This is a genomic window from Cupriavidus sp. MPR-AND1C, from assembly GCF_058809705.1.
On sequence record NZ_JBXASU010000011.1, the window covers coordinates 1 to 14,204 of the forward strand.

General features: G+C 67.2%; 16 protein-coding genes. 13 read left to right on the top strand and 3 right to left on the bottom strand.

Features of this window, described 5'->3' with window-relative positions; translation table 11 throughout:
• The first annotated feature begins 223 nt into the window (after positions 1-223).
• Positions 224-478, top strand: a complete 255-nt coding sequence (locus AC1RWI_RS08915) for a type II toxin-antitoxin system Phd/YefM family antitoxin (RefSeq protein WP_043354770.1) — start codon at positions 224-226, stop codon at positions 476-478.
• Positions 468-758, top strand: a complete 291-nt coding sequence (locus AC1RWI_RS08920; protein ID WP_043354772.1) for a type II toxin-antitoxin system RelE family toxin — start codon at positions 468-470, stop codon at positions 756-758. The genes AC1RWI_RS08915 and AC1RWI_RS08920 overlap by 11 nt, the downstream gene beginning before the upstream one ends.
• 23 nt (positions 759-781) lie before the next feature.
• Here the strand turns inward: AC1RWI_RS08920 and AC1RWI_RS08925 are convergent, their stop codons facing one another.
• Positions 782-1,093: a DoxX family protein gene (locus AC1RWI_RS08925; RefSeq protein WP_144409983.1), complete on the bottom strand. Its 312-nt coding sequence runs from the start codon at positions 1,091-1,093 to the stop codon at positions 782-784.
• Positions 1,094-1,156: 63 nt separating this feature from the next.
• Here AC1RWI_RS08925 and phnC point away from each other — a divergent pair, with 63 nt between their 5' ends.
• The 5 genes from phnC to AC1RWI_RS08950 all read left to right on the top strand — a co-directional run bounded on the left by phnC (position 1,157) and on the right by AC1RWI_RS08950 (position 5,095).
• Positions 1,157-1,996, top strand: a complete 840-nt coding sequence (gene phnC / locus AC1RWI_RS08930; protein WP_043354773.1) for a phosphonate ABC transporter ATP-binding protein — start codon at positions 1,157-1,159, stop codon at positions 1,994-1,996.
• A 69-nt stretch (positions 1,997-2,065) separates the two neighbouring features.
• The gene (gene phnD, locus AC1RWI_RS08935; RefSeq protein ID WP_043354775.1) at positions 2,066-3,058 is read left to right on the top strand and encodes a phosphonate ABC transporter substrate-binding protein; all 993 of its coding nucleotides are present in this window, start codon (positions 2,066-2,068) and stop codon (positions 3,056-3,058) included.
• A 108-nt stretch (positions 3,059-3,166) separates the two neighbouring features.
• Complete coding sequence (phnE, locus tag AC1RWI_RS08940) at positions 3,167-3,958, top strand: phosphonate ABC transporter, permease protein PhnE (protein WP_492865909.1); 792 nt, start codon at positions 3,167-3,169, stop codon at positions 3,956-3,958.
• 59 nt (positions 3,959-4,017) lie between these two features.
• The gene (locus AC1RWI_RS08945) at positions 4,018-4,554 is read left to right on the top strand and encodes a phosphonate degradation HD-domain oxygenase (RefSeq protein ID WP_043354779.1); all 537 of its coding nucleotides are present in this window, start codon (positions 4,018-4,020) and stop codon (positions 4,552-4,554) included.
• A 43-nt stretch (positions 4,555-4,597) separates the two neighbouring features.
• Positions 4,598-5,095: a GNAT family N-acetyltransferase gene (locus tag AC1RWI_RS08950; protein ID WP_492865807.1), complete on the top strand. Its 498-nt coding sequence runs from the start codon at positions 4,598-4,600 to the stop codon at positions 5,093-5,095.
• An 8-nt stretch (positions 5,096-5,103) separates the two neighbouring features.
• On the opposite strand, the gene AC1RWI_RS08955 is transcribed toward AC1RWI_RS08950, so the two are convergent.
• Positions 5,104-6,051, bottom strand: coding sequence for a LysR family transcriptional regulator (locus AC1RWI_RS08955; RefSeq protein ID WP_492865809.1), 948 nt, complete (start codon positions 6,049-6,051; stop codon positions 5,104-5,106).
• Positions 6,052-6,198: 147 nt separating this feature from the next.
• On the opposite strand from AC1RWI_RS08955, the gene AC1RWI_RS08960 reads away from it, so the two are divergent.
• From AC1RWI_RS08960 to AC1RWI_RS08985, 6 genes are all read left to right on the top strand, one after another.
• Positions 6,199-7,176, top strand: coding sequence for a tripartite tricarboxylate transporter substrate binding protein (locus tag AC1RWI_RS08960; protein ID WP_043354783.1), 978 nt, complete (start codon positions 6,199-6,201; stop codon positions 7,174-7,176).
• A 111-nt stretch (positions 7,177-7,287) separates the two neighbouring features.
• Positions 7,288-9,393, top strand: coding sequence for an acetate--CoA ligase family protein (locus AC1RWI_RS08965; protein WP_492865811.1), 2,106 nt, complete (start codon positions 7,288-7,290; stop codon positions 9,391-9,393).
• Between the two features lie 146 nt (positions 9,394-9,539).
• Positions 9,540-10,289 carry a 3-oxoacyl-ACP reductase FabG gene (fabG, locus tag AC1RWI_RS08970; RefSeq protein ID WP_043354787.1) on the top strand — a complete coding sequence of 250 codons (750 nt, stop codon included), beginning with the start codon at positions 9,540-9,542 and terminating at the stop codon, positions 10,287-10,289.
• Positions 10,282-11,106: an enoyl-CoA hydratase/isomerase family protein gene (locus AC1RWI_RS08975; RefSeq protein WP_052495031.1), complete on the top strand. Its 825-nt coding sequence runs from the start codon at positions 10,282-10,284 to the stop codon at positions 11,104-11,106. The genes fabG and AC1RWI_RS08975 overlap by 8 nt, the downstream gene beginning before the upstream one ends.
• Entirely contained in the window at positions 11,103-12,299 is a 1,197-nt protein-coding gene (locus AC1RWI_RS08980; RefSeq protein ID WP_043354788.1) for an acetyl-CoA C-acetyltransferase, read from the top strand. Before AC1RWI_RS08975 ends, AC1RWI_RS08980 begins: the two co-directional genes overlap by 4 nt.
• 31 nt (positions 12,300-12,330) lie before the next feature.
• Complete coding sequence (locus tag AC1RWI_RS08985) at positions 12,331-13,611, top strand: CoA transferase (RefSeq protein ID WP_492865814.1); 1,281 nt, start codon at positions 12,331-12,333, stop codon at positions 13,609-13,611.
• Here the strand turns inward: AC1RWI_RS08985 and phnN are convergent.
• The gene (gene phnN / locus AC1RWI_RS08990) at positions 13,565-14,194 is read right to left on the bottom strand and encodes a phosphonate metabolism protein/1,5-bisphosphokinase (PRPP-forming) PhnN (RefSeq protein ID WP_052495264.1); all 630 of its coding nucleotides are present in this window, start codon (positions 14,192-14,194) and stop codon (positions 13,565-13,567) included. The genes AC1RWI_RS08985 and phnN overlap by 47 nt on opposite strands.
• Positions 14,195-14,204 lie beyond the last annotated feature (10 nt).

Consider the following 14,204-nt stretch of genomic DNA (forward strand, 5'->3'; position numbering starts at 1 on the left):
AAGGGGAGGCAGGGGGCGCGGGGGTGAGTTGTTCGCCCTTGCGGCGGCGCGCAAGCATGGACATGAAAAGTCTCGGGTCGCCCGGCCTCCAGTGGCGGATCGTTAACACAAAAAGTACACATATTTTTGTGCTAAATTATGTGCTTTATTACGGGTAATAAACGGACTGCAAGCCTGTCCATGCAGTCTGATTGGAACCCGCTACACCAGGCAACCCAAAGATATGACTGTCACACGCGCCATCTACGCTACCGCGACCGTAAGCATCACGGACCTTCGCCGCAACCCCGGTGCCATCATTGAGGAGGCCGGTAACGAACCCGTGGCAGTCCTCAATCACAATCGCCCGGCCGCATACCTGGTTCCCGCCCAGGCTTTCGAAGCACTCATGGACAGGCTCGAGGACATCGAGCTTGCAGAAATCGTTCGGCAGCGTCGCGGCGGGAAGTCCGTAAAGGTGTCGCTGGATGAGTTATGAGCTCGCCTTTCACGAAGACGCTTTGAAGGAATGGAAGAGACTCGATGCGTCGATCAAGGATCAGTTTCGAAAACAGCTCGAGAAACGTCTGGCCGAACCCCGGGTGCAGTCTGCCAAGCTCAGCGGCAAGGACATGAAAGACGTCTACAAGATCAAGCTGCGCGATGCCGGGTACCGGCTGGTGTACGAGGTCAACGATCGTACCGTCACTGTGCTAGTGCTCGCTGTTGGACGACGGGACAAGAGTGAGGCGTATCGCCGGGCCGGTGTGAGGCGATAGCGGTCACCTTGTTTATGCCCGGCCTATGGTTCGCATTTTCCATCTCGCGTGGCAACTGCATCATCCTGCCGGCTCGTGCTCCACAAGATGCACGCCAGCAACAACACCTGCACCACCAGCCGGATACCCAGCAGGCTCGGCGGAATCTTCGGGAATAGCTCGGGGTGCTGCCACATGTAGACATTGGCAGGCGTGACCGCAAGCGTCAGCAGTGCCAGGCCGTATCCCGCCGCTCGCCGGGTGGGCAGCCACAGCACCCCCATCGCGCCCGGTTGCCAGTGTGGCCCAGCAGCCCAGCAGCCCGGCGGGCCTCCCAATTCGAGATTGCTCTCCAACCTTCATCGTTTTGTCATCCGCACCACCCAGAATGCGCTCACTGTTGATGCAAGGAGTGTGGGATGACGCATGCGATTGAAGTGCGCGGCCTGTCCAAGTCGTTCCAGGCGGGACGCAAGGCGCTGGATGACGTGAGCCTTGCCGTTGCCCCTGGTGAAATGGTGGCGCTGCTGGGTGCCTCGGGCTCGGGCAAGTCCACGTTGCTGCGCCACGTGGCGGGGTTTGTCGCTGCCGATGCGGGCGGCGCTGGCGAGGTGCGGGTCAATGGCCGGGCCATCCAGCAAGGCGGCCGGCTGGCGCGTGATGTGCGCGCGGCAAGGGCAGAGATCGGTTTTGTGTTCCAGCAGTTCAACCTCGTGGGCCGCCTGCCGGTGATCACGAACGTGCTGACCGGCATGCTGCCGCGCGTGCCGCTGTGGCGCAGCCTGATCCGCTTGTTCCGTGTCGGCGAGATCGACGCAGGGCTCGAAGCGCTTGCCCAGGTTGGTATAGACGACTATGCCTTTCGGCGGGCCTCCACCCTGTCGGGCGGCCAGCAGCAGCGCGCGGCCATTGCCCGTACGTTGGTGCAGAACGCGCGGGTGATCCTGGCCGACGAGCCGATCGCTTCGCTGGATCCCGAATCCGCGCGGCGCGTGATGGAGTTGCTGGCGCAGATCAACCGGGCACGCCGCGTGGCGGTGGTGGTGTCGCTGCACCAGGTGGATGTGGCGATGCGCTATTGCCCGCGCGTGGTCGCGCTGCGCCACGGCAAGGTGGTCTACGACGGCCCGTCCGCCGCGCTCACCCCCGCCATGCTGCGCGAGCTGTATGGCACGCAAGCCGCCGAGCTGTTGCCCGATGGCGCGGGGCTGGAAGTTGCCGCGCCCGCCATGCCGCATGGCGGCCTGGCGGCGGCCTGATTGACCCCGGATTTCCTCGCAATGTTTCCCGCAAACACCCCCAACAAGGCTTTTCCTCGGAGTTCCCTCATGCTGCGCAGAACCCTTTTTGCCCTGATCGTCTCGAGCGCCGCTGGCGCGCTCTCGCTGCCCGCCTTTGCCCAGGAAGGCAAGGTCCTCAACATGGGCTTTATCTCGACGGAAACCTCGTCCAACCTGAAGTCCGCCTGGCAGCCGGTGGTCGATGACCTGAGCAAGCAGTTGGGCGTGCAGGTCAAGCCGTTCTTTGCCTCCGACTATGCTGGCATCATCGAAGCCATGCGCTTCAACAAGGTGCAGATCGCCTGGTTCGGCAACAAGTCCGCCATCGAAGCGGTGGACCGCGCCAGCGGCGAGGTGTTCGCCTCGGTGATCGACAAGGACGGCAACCCGGGCTACTGGTCGCTCCTGATCGTCAACAAGGACAGCAACCTCAAGACGCTGGATGACGTGCTCAAGCAAGGCAAGTCGCTGAGCTACGGCGCGGGCGATCCGAACTCCACCTCGGGCACCGCCGTGCCGGGCCACTACCTGTGGGGCGCCCACAAGATCGAGCCGAAGACCTTCTTCAAGACGGTGCGCGTGAGCAATCACGAAACCAACCTGCTGTCGGTGCTGAACAAACAGGTCGACGTGGCGGTCAACAACACCGAGAACATGGAGCGCTACCGCATCAACACCGGCAAGAACGCCTATGACCAGGTACGCGTGCTGTGGAAGTCGCCGCTGATCCCGGCGGATCCGCTGGTCTACCGCAAGGACCTGCCGGCCGATGTCAAGGCCAAGGTGCAGACCTTCTTCGTGAACTACGGCAAGGGTGCCGATGCCGCGCGCGAGAAGGAGAACCTCGCCAAGCTGACCTACCAGGGATTCCGCGCGTCCAACGACAACCAGCTGGTGCCGATCCGCCAGATCGAGCTGGCCCGTGAGAAGGCCAAGATCGAGTCCGACACCACGATGGCCGCGCCGGACAAGGAAAAGCGCCTTGCCGACCTGAGCAGCAAGCTGGCTGCGCTGGACAAGATCGCCGCCAGCGCGCAGTAACGCGCCCATCGTCGGCCCGCCCCAAAGCCGGGGCGGGCCGCGCACCGTCGCCTCACCTTAGCCTTAGCCTTAGCCCGAGTATCCATGCATTCTTCCGCCAACTCCACCATGATCCCAGCCACTCCGCCTCGTGCCGTCCGTGCGCCGCGTGCCAGCCTGCCTGTCATGTTCGTCTGGGCGGTGGTGCTCGCCTTGCTGGCCATGTCGTGGCAGGGCGCCGACATGCGTCCGCTCGACCTGTGGAGGGATTCCGGCAACATGGCGAAATTCGCTGCCGACTTCTTCCCGCCCAGTTTCCGTGACTGGCGCATCTACCTGGACGAGATGCTGGTGACCGTGCAGATCGCGATCTGGGGCACCTTCCTGTCCATCGTGTTTGCCGTGCCGCTGGGGCTGGCGTGTTCGGCCAATATCGTGCCGGCCTGGGTCTACCAGCCGATGCGCCGCGTGATGGACGCCTGCCGCGCCATCAATGAGATGGTGTTCGCCATGCTGTTTATCGTGGCGGTGGGGCTAGGCCCCTTCGCCGGCGTGCTCGCGCTGTGGGTGCACACCACCGGCGTGCTGGCCAAGCTGTTCTCGGAAGCCGTGGAGGCCATCGACCCGCGCCCCGTGGAAGGCGTGCGCGCCACCGGCGCCAGCGCGCTGGAAGAGGTGGCCTACGGCGTGATCCCGCAGGTGCTGCCGCTGTGGATCTCCTATGCGCTGTACCGCTTCGAATCCAATGTGCGCTCGGCCACGGTGCTAGGCATCGTCGGCGCGGGCGGCATCGGCACCGTGCTGTGGGAGATCATCCGCAGCTTCCAGTATGCCGAGACCTGCGCGGTGATCATCATCATCGTTGGCTTTGTCACGGTCATCGATTTGCTGTCCGCCCGGATCCGCAAGGCGCTGGTCTGACAGCGGCCTCAAGCCGCCACAAGCCGCCTCACGACACCAGCCCGCACACACAAATCATCATGACGATCCTCAGGCGCATCGAAATCCTCTTCTCCGGCCACGGCACCGCCTTCTATGGCGGCGAGGCCATCACCCAGACCGAACATGCGCTGCAGTGCGCGCAGCTGGCCGAGCAGGCCGGCGACCCCGAGCCGCTGATCGTCGCCAGCCTGCTGCACGACCTCGGCCACCTCGTGATGTCCGAGGACAGCACCACCGATTTGCGCCACCAGGAAGTCGGCGCCGACCTGCTGGCGGTCGGGTTTGGGCCGGAGGTGACCGAGCCGGTGCGCATGCATGTGGCCGCCAAGCGCTACCTGTGCGCTACCGAGCCGGGCTACCAGGCTATCCTGTCGCCGGCCTCGCAACACAGCCTGGCACTGCAGGGCGGCCCCTTTGGCGCGGCCCAGGCGCAGGCTTTCGTCGACCACCCCCACGGGCCGGCAGCCGTGCGCCTGCGCCGTTATGACGACCTGGCCAAGGTCGTCGGCCTTGCCACGCCGCCGCTGGAGCACTACCTGCCGATGGTGGCGCGCTGCCTGCGCCGTGCGCCCTGACCCGCATCGCACCGGCGCAATCTCACTCGGAACCGATATCCGCATGGACCTGCCTGAAGCACACCGCACCAGGGGCGGCCCGACCCTGCACGAAGTGACCGGCACCGATGCTGAACTGCTGCAGGTGGCCGCCTTGCTCGCCGAAATGGACAACGAGACGCCGCTGCCTTTGCAGCGCATGCGCGCGCTGTTCGCCCAGCTCAAGGCGATGCCGTACTATCGCTGCTACCTGATGCGCAGCGCCGCCGGCGAAGCGCTCGGCACGTTCTGCCTGCTGGTGTTCCCGGTGCTGGCGCACGACGGCCGCAGCGAGGCCATCGTGGAAAGCGTGGTGGTGACCCACGCCGCGCGCGGCACCGGCGTAGGCACGGCCATGATGCACGCCGCCATGCGGCTGGCCGAAGAGGCGGGCGCCTCAAAGCTGGTGCTGTCGTCCAGCGCGCGCCGGGTGCAGGCGCATCGGTTTTACCGGCGCCTTGGGTTTGCGGAGCACGGGACCAGCTTTAGCATAGGGTTGCCGGTGGCGGCGGTGCACCTCTGACAGTAGCGCTATCCCATCCGCTTGCCCCTACTTCGCCTGGCCGTTTCCCCCCCGGCCCCGGGCGCCTTCTCCGCCGGCGCCTCGATGCTTTCGCGAAAACGCTGCGTGACAGCGGTTTCAGCGAGCGCGTGATACGCCAGGGAAATGCCGATCGACGCATCCGGCGGCAGGTCGGAGATCGGGCGGAACACTACGCGGCCCGATGCGTGCGATGCGTTGACCGATGGCACCAGGGCCACCCCGAGCCCGCTATCCACCAGCCCTACCACGGTCTGCACCTGTACGGCTTCCTGCGCGATGTAGGGGCTGATGCCGGCGCGTGCGAACAGGTGCGACACCGCGGCTTGCAGGCCGCCCACGCGTGAGGGCGTGTAGCCGATCAGGGGACAGTCGGCGAGGTCGTGCAAGGCAACCTGCTTGTGCTTGGCCAGGGCGTGGCCGCGCGGGAGCGCGGCACAGAATACGTCGGTCTGGATCAGCTGGAAGCGGACGTTTTCCGGGCGGGCGGTGGGCACGCGCACGAAGCCCACGTCAAGCTCGCCGTTTTCCACTAGCGATAGCAGTTCGAGGTTGGTGCCTTCGCGCAACGCCAGCTTGACCTGCGGGTGGCGCTTGGCGAACGCCTGTATCAGCCGCGGCAGCAAACCGAACGTGACCGAGCCGATGAACCCGATGCGTAGCCGGCCGGCTTCGCCGGTGGCGCTCGCGCGCGCGGCCGTGCTGACTTCTTCGGCATTCTGCAGGCATTTCCTGGCGGCTTGCAGGGCGGCTTCGCCGGGGGCGGTCAGCCGTACCCCGCGGGCAGTGCGCTCGAACAAGGGCGTGCCGAGTTCTTCCTCCAGTTTGCGGATGGCGACGGAAAGCGGCGGCTGTGCCATGAAGAGCCGCTCCGCCGCCCGGCTGAAGCTGCTGGTCTCGGCGACGGCTACGAATTGCTTGAGTTGACGCAGGTCCATCCATATACCTCGTGTATAGCTAGGTGCATGCAAAGTATTGGATTAAGTATATGACATTGCTTACGATTGTTTCCGGAACAGGCACAAAGAAGCCGAGGGCGCCGGACACATGCTTGGCCGCGCCTGACCTCAGACCGGAGACAATCGATGATCAGCACGAAACGCTGGCTTGCCGCTGCCGTTGCGGCCACCGCCGCTCTCACCTTGCCCGCGCTTACCCTGGCGCAGGCTTTTCCTGCCAAGCCCGTCAAGATCGTCGTGCCTTACCCGCCGGGCGGCACCAATGACATCGTGGTGCGCCTGCTGGCGCAGAAGCTGGGTGACAGCATGGGCCAGCCGTTCGTGGTCGAAAACAAGCCCGGCGCTTCCGGCAACCTGGGTGCGGAGCAGGTGGCCCGCGCGGCGCCCGACGGCTACACGCTGCTGCTGGTGACGACGGGGCATTCGATTCACCCTTCGCTCTACAAGCACCTGCGCTACAACATCAAGACCGATCTCACGCCGGTGAGCGAGCTGACGCGCGGCCCGATGCTGGTGATGGTGACCCCGTCGCTGCCTTACAAGACGGTGCAGGACGTGATTGCCGCGGCCAAGGCCAAGCCGGGATCGATCAACTTCGGCTCGGCGGGCAACGGTTCGTCCACGCACCTGGCTACCGAGCTGCTGAGTTCGATGGCCGGCGTGAAGATGACCCACATCCCGTACAGCGGCAGCGCGCCTGCCATGGCGGACGTGATGGCGGGCAATGCCCAGCTGGTGATGGACCTGATGTTCTCGGCGCTGCCGCAGGTCAATGGCGGCAAGCTGCGTGCGATCGCCATCACCGGCGCCAAGCGCTCGCCGCTGCTGCCTGGTGTGCCAACGGTGGCAGAGTCCGGCGTGCCAGGCTTCGAGACCCTGGCGTGGAACGGGCTGATGGCGCCGGCAAACACGCCCAAGCCGATCATCGACAAGCTCAACGCCGAGATCCACAAAGCGCTGGACGCGCCGGAGATGAAGGAGCGCCTGCGCGCGCAGGGCTTCGAGCCGTCGCCGGGCACGCCAGAGCAGTTCGGCGCGTTGATCCGCGCCGAGATCGACCGTTGGGCAACGGTCGTCAAGACGTCCGGCGCCAAAGTCGAATAGGCCAGCCTTGCGAAGGCCTGGGCGGGTGCCGCCCCGGCCCGGTCGGCTCCGCCTTCACTTCTTTTCCGCGCCCTCTGCGCCGCCACCATTCTTCCTGCAAGCGATCTCGCCATGCCAGACCGTAATCCCCTTGTTCGTCTCCTTCGCCCGCGTTCCGTCGCCGTCATCGGCGCCTCGGACGATCCGCTGCGCATCGGCGGGCGGCCTATCGACTACATGCGCAGCCAGGGGTACCAGGGCCGCCTGATGCCGGTCAATCCCAATCGCGCCGCCATCCAGGGCCTGGAAGCCTACGCCAGCGTGGCTGGCCTGCCGCAGACGCCGGACGTGGCCATCGTGGCGGTGGCCGCCAAGCTGGCGCCCGCCGTGGTGGCGGAACTGGCGGCGCGCGGCACGGCGGCAGCCATTGTGTTTTCCGCAGGGTTTGCCGAGGCCGGGGCCGAGGGCGCGCGGATCCAGCAGCGCATGGTGGCCTCGGCGCGCAAATACGGCATGCGCCTGCTTGGCCCGAACTCGTTGGGCGTGGTCAATCCCGGCACCGGCTTTTACGGCAGCTTCACCTCGGTGGTGGAAATGGGCTTTCCGGTGGCCGGGCGGGTCGGCATTGCCAGCCAGTCCGGCGCGTATGGCAGCCACATCCTGGGCATTGCGCGCGATGCAGGCATCGGCGTGTCGGCCTGCGTGATGAGCGGCAACGAGAGCGACATCAGCCTGGGCGACATCGTCCACGCCATGGTGGACGACGACAACACCGATGTGATCGCGGTCTACGCCGAGGGCATCCGCGACGGGCAGCGCCTGATGCAGGCGCTGGAGGCTGCGCGCAAGGCGCGCAAGCCGGTGGTCATGATGAAGGTTGGCACCAGCGCGGTGGGCAGCGCGGCGGCGCAGTCGCACACGGCCTCCCTGGCCGGCAACGACGCGGTGACCGATGCCGTGCTGGCCGAGTTCGGCGTGGTGCGGGCGCGCTCCACCGAGCATATGCTCGACGTGGCACGGCTGGCCACGCGCCGCATCTATCCCGCCAGCAATTCCCTGGGCGTGATTACCGTCAGCGGCGGCGCCGGCGTCATTATCTCCGATGCGGCGGAAGTGGCTGGCTTGCCGATGCCGGAGATGCCCCCTGCGACCCAGGAGCGCCTGAAAGCGTTGCTGCCCTTTGCCGCGCCGCGCAACCCCGTGGACTGCACGGCGCAGTTCCTGAACGACATGACCATCGCGGGCCGCTTCACGCAAGCGGTGGTGGCCGAGGGTGGCTACCAGTCGGTGCTGGGTTTCTTTACCTACACAGGCGGCGCCGACTCGATTGCGCCGCGCCTGCGCGAGCAGCTCAAGGGCGTGCGCGACAAGCATCCGGACCGGCTGTACCTGCTGTCGGTGCTGGCCTCGCCCGAGCGTGTGCGCGAGTACGAGGCCGACGGCTTTTCCGTGTTCGAGGATCCCACCCGCGCGGTGGTGGCCATCGAAGCCATGGGCCGTTTTGGGCAAGCGTTTGAGCGCGCTCCCGGCTTGCCGCCGCCCTCGGTGCCCGCGGTGGCGCTGCCAGACAGCACGCCTGACGAGGCGCAGGCCAAGCGCGTGCTGGCGCAGGCCGGCATCGCCGTCGCCCCGGAACGCGCTTGCGCCGCGGCCGGCGAGGCGGTGGCGGCGGCCGAGGCGTTGGGCTATCCCGTGGTGCTCAAGATCCTGTCGCCGGACATCCAGCACAAGTCCGAGATCGGGGGCGTGCTGCTGAATGTCACCGATGCCGAAGGCGTGCGTGCCGGTTTCGACCTGTTGATTGCACGCGCCGAGGAGGCCATGCCGGGCGCGCGCTTCGAAGGCGTGCTGGTCGCTAAACAGCTCAGTGGCGGCGTGGAATGCATTCTCGGCATCCAGCGCGATCCCGTCTTTGGCCCGGTAGCCATGTTCGGGCTGGGCGGCATCTTTGTGGAAGTGATGAAGGACGTGGTGCTGCACCGTTGCCCGTTCGGCGAGGACGTGGCCGAGCAGATGATCCGCTCCATCAAGGGCGCGCCGCTGCTGCTGGGTGCGCGCGGCAAGCCGCCAGTGGATATCAAGGCGCTGGCGGGCATGCTGGCGCGGCTGTCCGTGTTTGCGCACCAGGCCGGCCCGCGCCTGCAATCGGTGGACCTGAATCCGGTGTTTGCGATGCCGCAAGGACAGGGCGCCTTTGCCGTCGATGCCGTGATCGAGGTGACGGAGCTGCCCCGATGATTCGCGACGCCGAAACCCTCAACGCCCGGCGCGACAGCATCCGGCGCTTTGTGCGCGTGGCCCTGAGCCAGCCGCCGGCTCCAATCTGACCCAATCTGAAGCTGCTTGCGCAGCCATCCCGACACACGTATTCCGAGGAGAACCGAATGGACCTGCAGATCAAGGGCAAGGTCGCCATCGTCACGGGCTCAGCCCGCGGGCTGGGCGCGGCTACGGCTCGCCACCTGGCGCAAGAGGGCGTCAAGGTGGTGATCACGGACATCCTGCGCGAGCAGGCCGAAGCCACGGCCGCCGCGCTGCGCGCCGACGGCTTGCAGGCGCATTGCATCGTCGCCGACATCACCAGGGGCGCCGATGTGCAGCGGCTGGTGGATGAAACCATCGCGCACTTTGGCGGGGTGCACATCCTGGTCAACAACGCTGGCTTTCCGCGCGACAAGTACCTCGTCAAGATGACCGAGGAGGACTGGGACCTGGTGATGGAGGTCATGCTCAAGGGCGCTTTCCTGGCCACCAAGGCCGTGATGCCGCGTTTGATCGAGCAAGGCTGGGGGCGGGTCATCAACATCAGCTCGCGCGCGCACTTCGGCAATCCCACGCAAGCCAATTACGCGGCGGCCAAGGCCGGGCTGATCGGCATGGCCAAGGCGCTGGCGCTGGAGCAAGGGCGCTACGGCGTGACCGTCAATTGCGTGGCGCCCGGCTTCATGGAAACCGAGATGGTGCAGGCCTTGCCCACCTACGAGACCATCAAGGAGCGCGCCGTCGCCGCGCAGCCGATCAAGCGGGTTGGCCGGCCGGGCGACATCGCCGATGCGGTGGCCTTCCTGGCTTCGGAGCGCGCCAGCTTCATTACCGGCGAGGTGCTGCACGTCACCGGTGGGCGCTATGGCTGAGATCTCGGCAGGGCCGGTGCGTTGCTCCGCCAAAGACGGCATTGCCACGCTGACGCTGGACAACCCGCCGCTGAATGTGGTCTTCCGCGGCCTGACCGAGGCGCTTGACCGTGCGCTGGACGCGCTGGCGCGCGATCCTGCCGTGCGCGCCGTGGTGCTGACCGGTGCCGGCACCCGTGCCTTCTGCGCGGGATCCGATATCGCCGAGTTCCGCCCGCTGATGCGGCCCGGGCAGATCGTGCCGGGCAAGCTCGCTTTGCAGCATGCGGTGTTTGGGCGGCTGGACGATTTCCCCAAGCCGACGGTGGCGGCGGTCAACGGCCTGGCGTTTGGCGGCGGCCTGGAGATCGCGGTCTGCTGCGACCTGATCGTGGCGGACGAGACGGCGCGCTTCGCGCTGCCCGAGATCAAGCTGGGCGTGTTCCCCGGCAGCGGCGGCCCGGTGCGCGTCACGCGGCGCGTGGGCGAAGGCCGCGCCAAGGAGCTGATGTTCCTGGGCGAACCCATCGATGCGGCCACCGCGCTGGCCTGGGGCCTGGTCAACCGCGTGGCCCCGCCGGGCCAGGCGCTGCAAGCGGCATTGGCGCTGGCCGCCACGCTGGCGCGGCGCCCGCCGCTGGCGCTGGCGCTGTGCAAGCAGGCCATCGACCTGAGCTTTGACACCACTGAAGACGAGGCCATGCGGCAGGCGCTGCCGCTATCGGACCGCGTGTTCAGTTCCAAGGAGGCGCAGGAAGGCGTGCGCGCCTTCTTCGCCAGGGAAACCCCGCGGTTCGGCACTGACGAACTGCATCATGAACAAAGGATGCCATCATGAAACGAGCCGCAATCGTCTCCCCGCTGCGCACGCCCATCGGCGCGTTCGGCGGCAGCCTGCGCAGTATCCCCGTCGAAGAACTCGGCGCTACCGTGGCGCGCGCCGTGGTCGAGCGCACGGGCCTGGATCCGGCCCGTATCGAGGATGTGGTGTTCGCCCATTCCTACGCCAACGGCGAAGTGCCTTGCACCGGGCGCTGGGTGGCGCTGCAGGCCGGCTTTCCGATCAGCGTTGCCGGCATGCAGCTGGATCGGCGCTGCGGCAGCGGCCTGCAGGCCATCGCCACGGCGGCGATGATGGTGCAGACCGGCGCCGCCGATGTCGTGATGGCTGGGGGTGTCGAGAGCATGAGCAACGTGGAGTACTACACCACCGACATGCGCTGGGGCAAGCGCGCCGGCACCGTGAAGTTCCACGACCGTCTGGAGCGCGGGCGCGAGCGCTCGCAGCCCGAAGCCCGCTTCGGCCGCATCTCCGGCATGATCGAGACCGCCGAGAACGTGGCACGCGACTATGGCATCTCGCGCGAGCAGGCCGATGCTTTTGCGCTGCGCAGCCACCAGCGCGCCGCCGAAGCGTGGTCCAGCGGCAAGTTCGCGCAGGAGGTGGTGCCGGTCAGCGTTGCGCAGCGCAAGGGCGAGGCGCTGATCGTGAGCGAGGACGAGGGCATCCGCGGGGACCTCACCATCGAGCAGCTCGCGCGGCTCAAGCCCCTGATGAAGGACGGCATCGTCACTGCCGGCAATGCCTGCCAGCAGAACGACGCCGCCGCCGCCTGCCTGATCGTGGCCGAAGACAAGCTGGAAGCGCTCGGCCTGGCGCCCATCGGCTACCTGCATAGCTGGGCCGTGGCCGGTTGCGAGCCGTCGCACATGGGTATCGGCCCCGTGCCAGCCGTCAAGAAGCTGTTCGGCAAGAACGGGCTGGGCTTCGACGACATGGGCCTGGTGGAACTGAACGAAGCCTTTGCCTGCCAGGCGCTGGCCTGCGCCAAGGGCTGGGGCTGGAACGATCCGGATCGCTTCAATGTGAACGGGTCCGGCATCTCGCTGGGGCATCCGGTGGGCGCCACCGGCGTGCGCATCATGACCTCGCTGATGCACGAACTGGGCCGGCGCGGCGCGCGCTACGGCCTGGAAACCATGTGCATCGGCGGCGGGCAGGGCATTGCAGCCGTGTTCGAACGCGCCTGACGCCGTCATTACGCCACTACGGACCGCTCCCATGACCTACCCATTGCTCAACCGGCTGCGCGTAGTCGAAAGCTCAGCATTTATCGCAGCGCCGCTGGCCGGCCTTACGCTGGCTCAGTTCGGCGCCGACGTGATCCGCGTAGACATGATCGGCGGCGGCATCGACTACATGCGCATGCCGCGCATGCCGCAGGCCGGCGGCAAGGGGCGCAGCCTGTACTGGGCCGCGCTGAACAAGGGCAAGCGAAGCATCGCGGTCGATCTGCGCAAGCCCGAAGGGCGTGAACTGGTGCAGGCCCTGGCGACGGCGCCCGGGCCGGACGCAGGCGTACTGCTGACCAATATCGGCACGCCGTGGCTTGCGCACGAGGCGCTGGCCGCGCGGCGCGCGGACATGATCAGTTGCACCATCCAGGGCAACGGCGACGGCAGCACGGCGGTGGACTACACCGTCAATTGCGCCACCGGGTATCCGGCTGTCACCGGCGGCGGGTCGCGCGAGCGGCCGGTCAACCATGTGCTGCCGGCCTGGGACATCGCCTGCGCCTACCAGGCCGCCTTTGCCGTGGTCGCCGCGGTGGAGCAGCGCCGGCGCACGGGTGCAGGCGCGGAGCTGAAGCTGGCGTTGTCCGACATGGCCTTCACCATGCTGTCGCATCTTGGCCTGCTGGCCGAGGCCGAATTGCTGCAGCAGGAGCGGGCGTCGATCGGCAATCACCTGTATGGCGCCTTCGGCCGCGACTTTGGCACGCTGGACGGCGGCCGCCTGATGGTGGCGGCGATCTCGGCTGGGCAATGGAAGGCGCTGGTGGAGGCTTGCGGCATCGCCGGGCAGGTGGCTGCGCTGGAGCAGCGCACGGGCCTGAACCTGGGCGACGAGGCCGATCGCTTTGCCTGCCGCGAGGCCATTGCCGAGCTGGTCGCACCCTGGTTTGCCACTCGCACGCAGGCCGAGGCGGAAGGCCTGCTGGAAGCGCGCAAGGTCTGCTGGGGCCGCTACAGCACGGTCGGCGAGTTGCTGGCCGGCGATCCGCGTGTCAGTCTTGCCAATCCGGTGTTCGAGCGCGTTGCGACCCCAGGGATCGGTGAACATCTGGCGGCCGGTGCGGCGGTGCGGGTTGCGTCGATGGAGCGCGAGGCAACTTTGCCTGCTGCGTTGCTGGGCACGCATACCGACCAGGTGCTGCATGAAGTCCTGGGGCTGGATGGCGCCGCCGTCGGCTGGTTGCATGATGCCGGGGTGGTGGCGGGCCCGGAGCGGGACCCTACGGCTGGCGCTGGTTCAGGCGCTGGCGCGTGCGCTCGTGCGTGATCCGCATCAACGCGCTTGCCGCATCCTCCAGCGCGCCGCTGTTGTCGATCACCGTCAGCCGGCACCCCGCCGGCACGGCGAACGGCTCGCCCGCGCGCTGCAGGCGCCGCACGATGGCTTGCTCGTCCTCGCGGCCGCGCAGCCGCAGGCGCTCTCCCAGCACGTGCAGGCGCACGCTGACCTGCACGGCGTGCAGGGCCGGATAGCGCGCATGGGCGGCGGCCAGGTGCTCGCGTGACCCATTTACGACCACGCACAAGCCCTGCGCCAGCCAGTCGTCAAGCTCGGTCCCAATGCCGTAGCACAATCCGTGGCTGCGCCAGTGCAGCGCAAAGCCGCCTTGCGCCACGCGGTGCTCGAACGCCGCGGGGGTGATCGCCACGCTGTCTTCATCGGCGCTGCTGGCGCGGGTGATCCAGCGTTGCGCCACGCGTACGCCGGCGTCATCCTGCAACTTGTCGCGCATCACGCGCAGCAGCGAGTCCTTGCCGCTGCCGGAGGGGCCCATCAGGTAGACCAGGCCGCTGCCGTCCGGGGCTTCGGCACAGGGCGCGGCGATGTCGGCGCGCGCCGCGGTGCGCATGGCCTTGGCG

Excerpts from the sequence above, each read along its gene's own strand:
- AC1RWI_RS08975 (WP_052495031.1), top strand. The coding sequence starts at position 10,282 with ATGGCTGAGATCTCGGCAGGGCCGGTGCGTTGCTCCGCCAAAGACGGC.
- phnD (WP_043354775.1), top strand. The coding sequence starts at position 2,066 with ATGCTGCGCAGAACCCTTTTTGCCCTGATCGTCTCGAGCGCCGCTGGC.
- AC1RWI_RS08985 (WP_492865814.1), top strand. The coding sequence starts at position 12,331 with ATGACCTACCCATTGCTCAACCGGCTGCGCGTAGTCGAAAGCTCAGCA.
- AC1RWI_RS08920 (WP_043354772.1), top strand. The coding sequence starts at position 468 with ATGAGTTATGAGCTCGCCTTTCACGAAGACGCTTTGAAGGAATGGAAG.
- AC1RWI_RS08955 (WP_492865809.1), bottom strand. The coding sequence starts at position 6,051 with ATGGACCTGCGTCAACTCAAGCAATTCGTAGCCGTCGCCGAGACCAGC.
- AC1RWI_RS08965 (WP_492865811.1), top strand. The coding sequence starts at position 7,288 with ATGCCAGACCGTAATCCCCTTGTTCGTCTCCTTCGCCCGCGTTCCGTC.
- AC1RWI_RS08945 (WP_043354779.1), top strand. The coding sequence starts at position 4,018 with ATGACGATCCTCAGGCGCATCGAAATCCTCTTCTCCGGCCACGGCACC.
- AC1RWI_RS08980 (WP_043354788.1), top strand. The coding sequence starts at position 11,103 with ATGAAACGAGCCGCAATCGTCTCCCCGCTGCGCACGCCCATCGGCGCG.
- AC1RWI_RS08950 (WP_492865807.1), top strand. The coding sequence starts at position 4,598 with ATGGACCTGCCTGAAGCACACCGCACCAGGGGCGGCCCGACCCTGCAC.
- fabG (WP_043354787.1), top strand. The coding sequence starts at position 9,540 with ATGGACCTGCAGATCAAGGGCAAGGTCGCCATCGTCACGGGCTCAGCC.
- AC1RWI_RS08915 (WP_043354770.1), top strand. The coding sequence starts at position 224 with ATGACTGTCACACGCGCCATCTACGCTACCGCGACCGTAAGCATCACG.
- phnC (WP_043354773.1), top strand. The coding sequence starts at position 1,157 with ATGACGCATGCGATTGAAGTGCGCGGCCTGTCCAAGTCGTTCCAGGCG.
- AC1RWI_RS08960 (WP_043354783.1), top strand. The coding sequence starts at position 6,199 with ATGATCAGCACGAAACGCTGGCTTGCCGCTGCCGTTGCGGCCACCGCC.
- phnN (WP_052495264.1), bottom strand. The coding sequence starts at position 14,194 with ATGCGCACCGCGGCGCGCGCCGACATCGCCGCGCCCTGTGCCGAAGCC.
- phnE (WP_492865909.1), top strand. The coding sequence starts at position 3,167 with ATGATCCCAGCCACTCCGCCTCGTGCCGTCCGTGCGCCGCGTGCCAGC.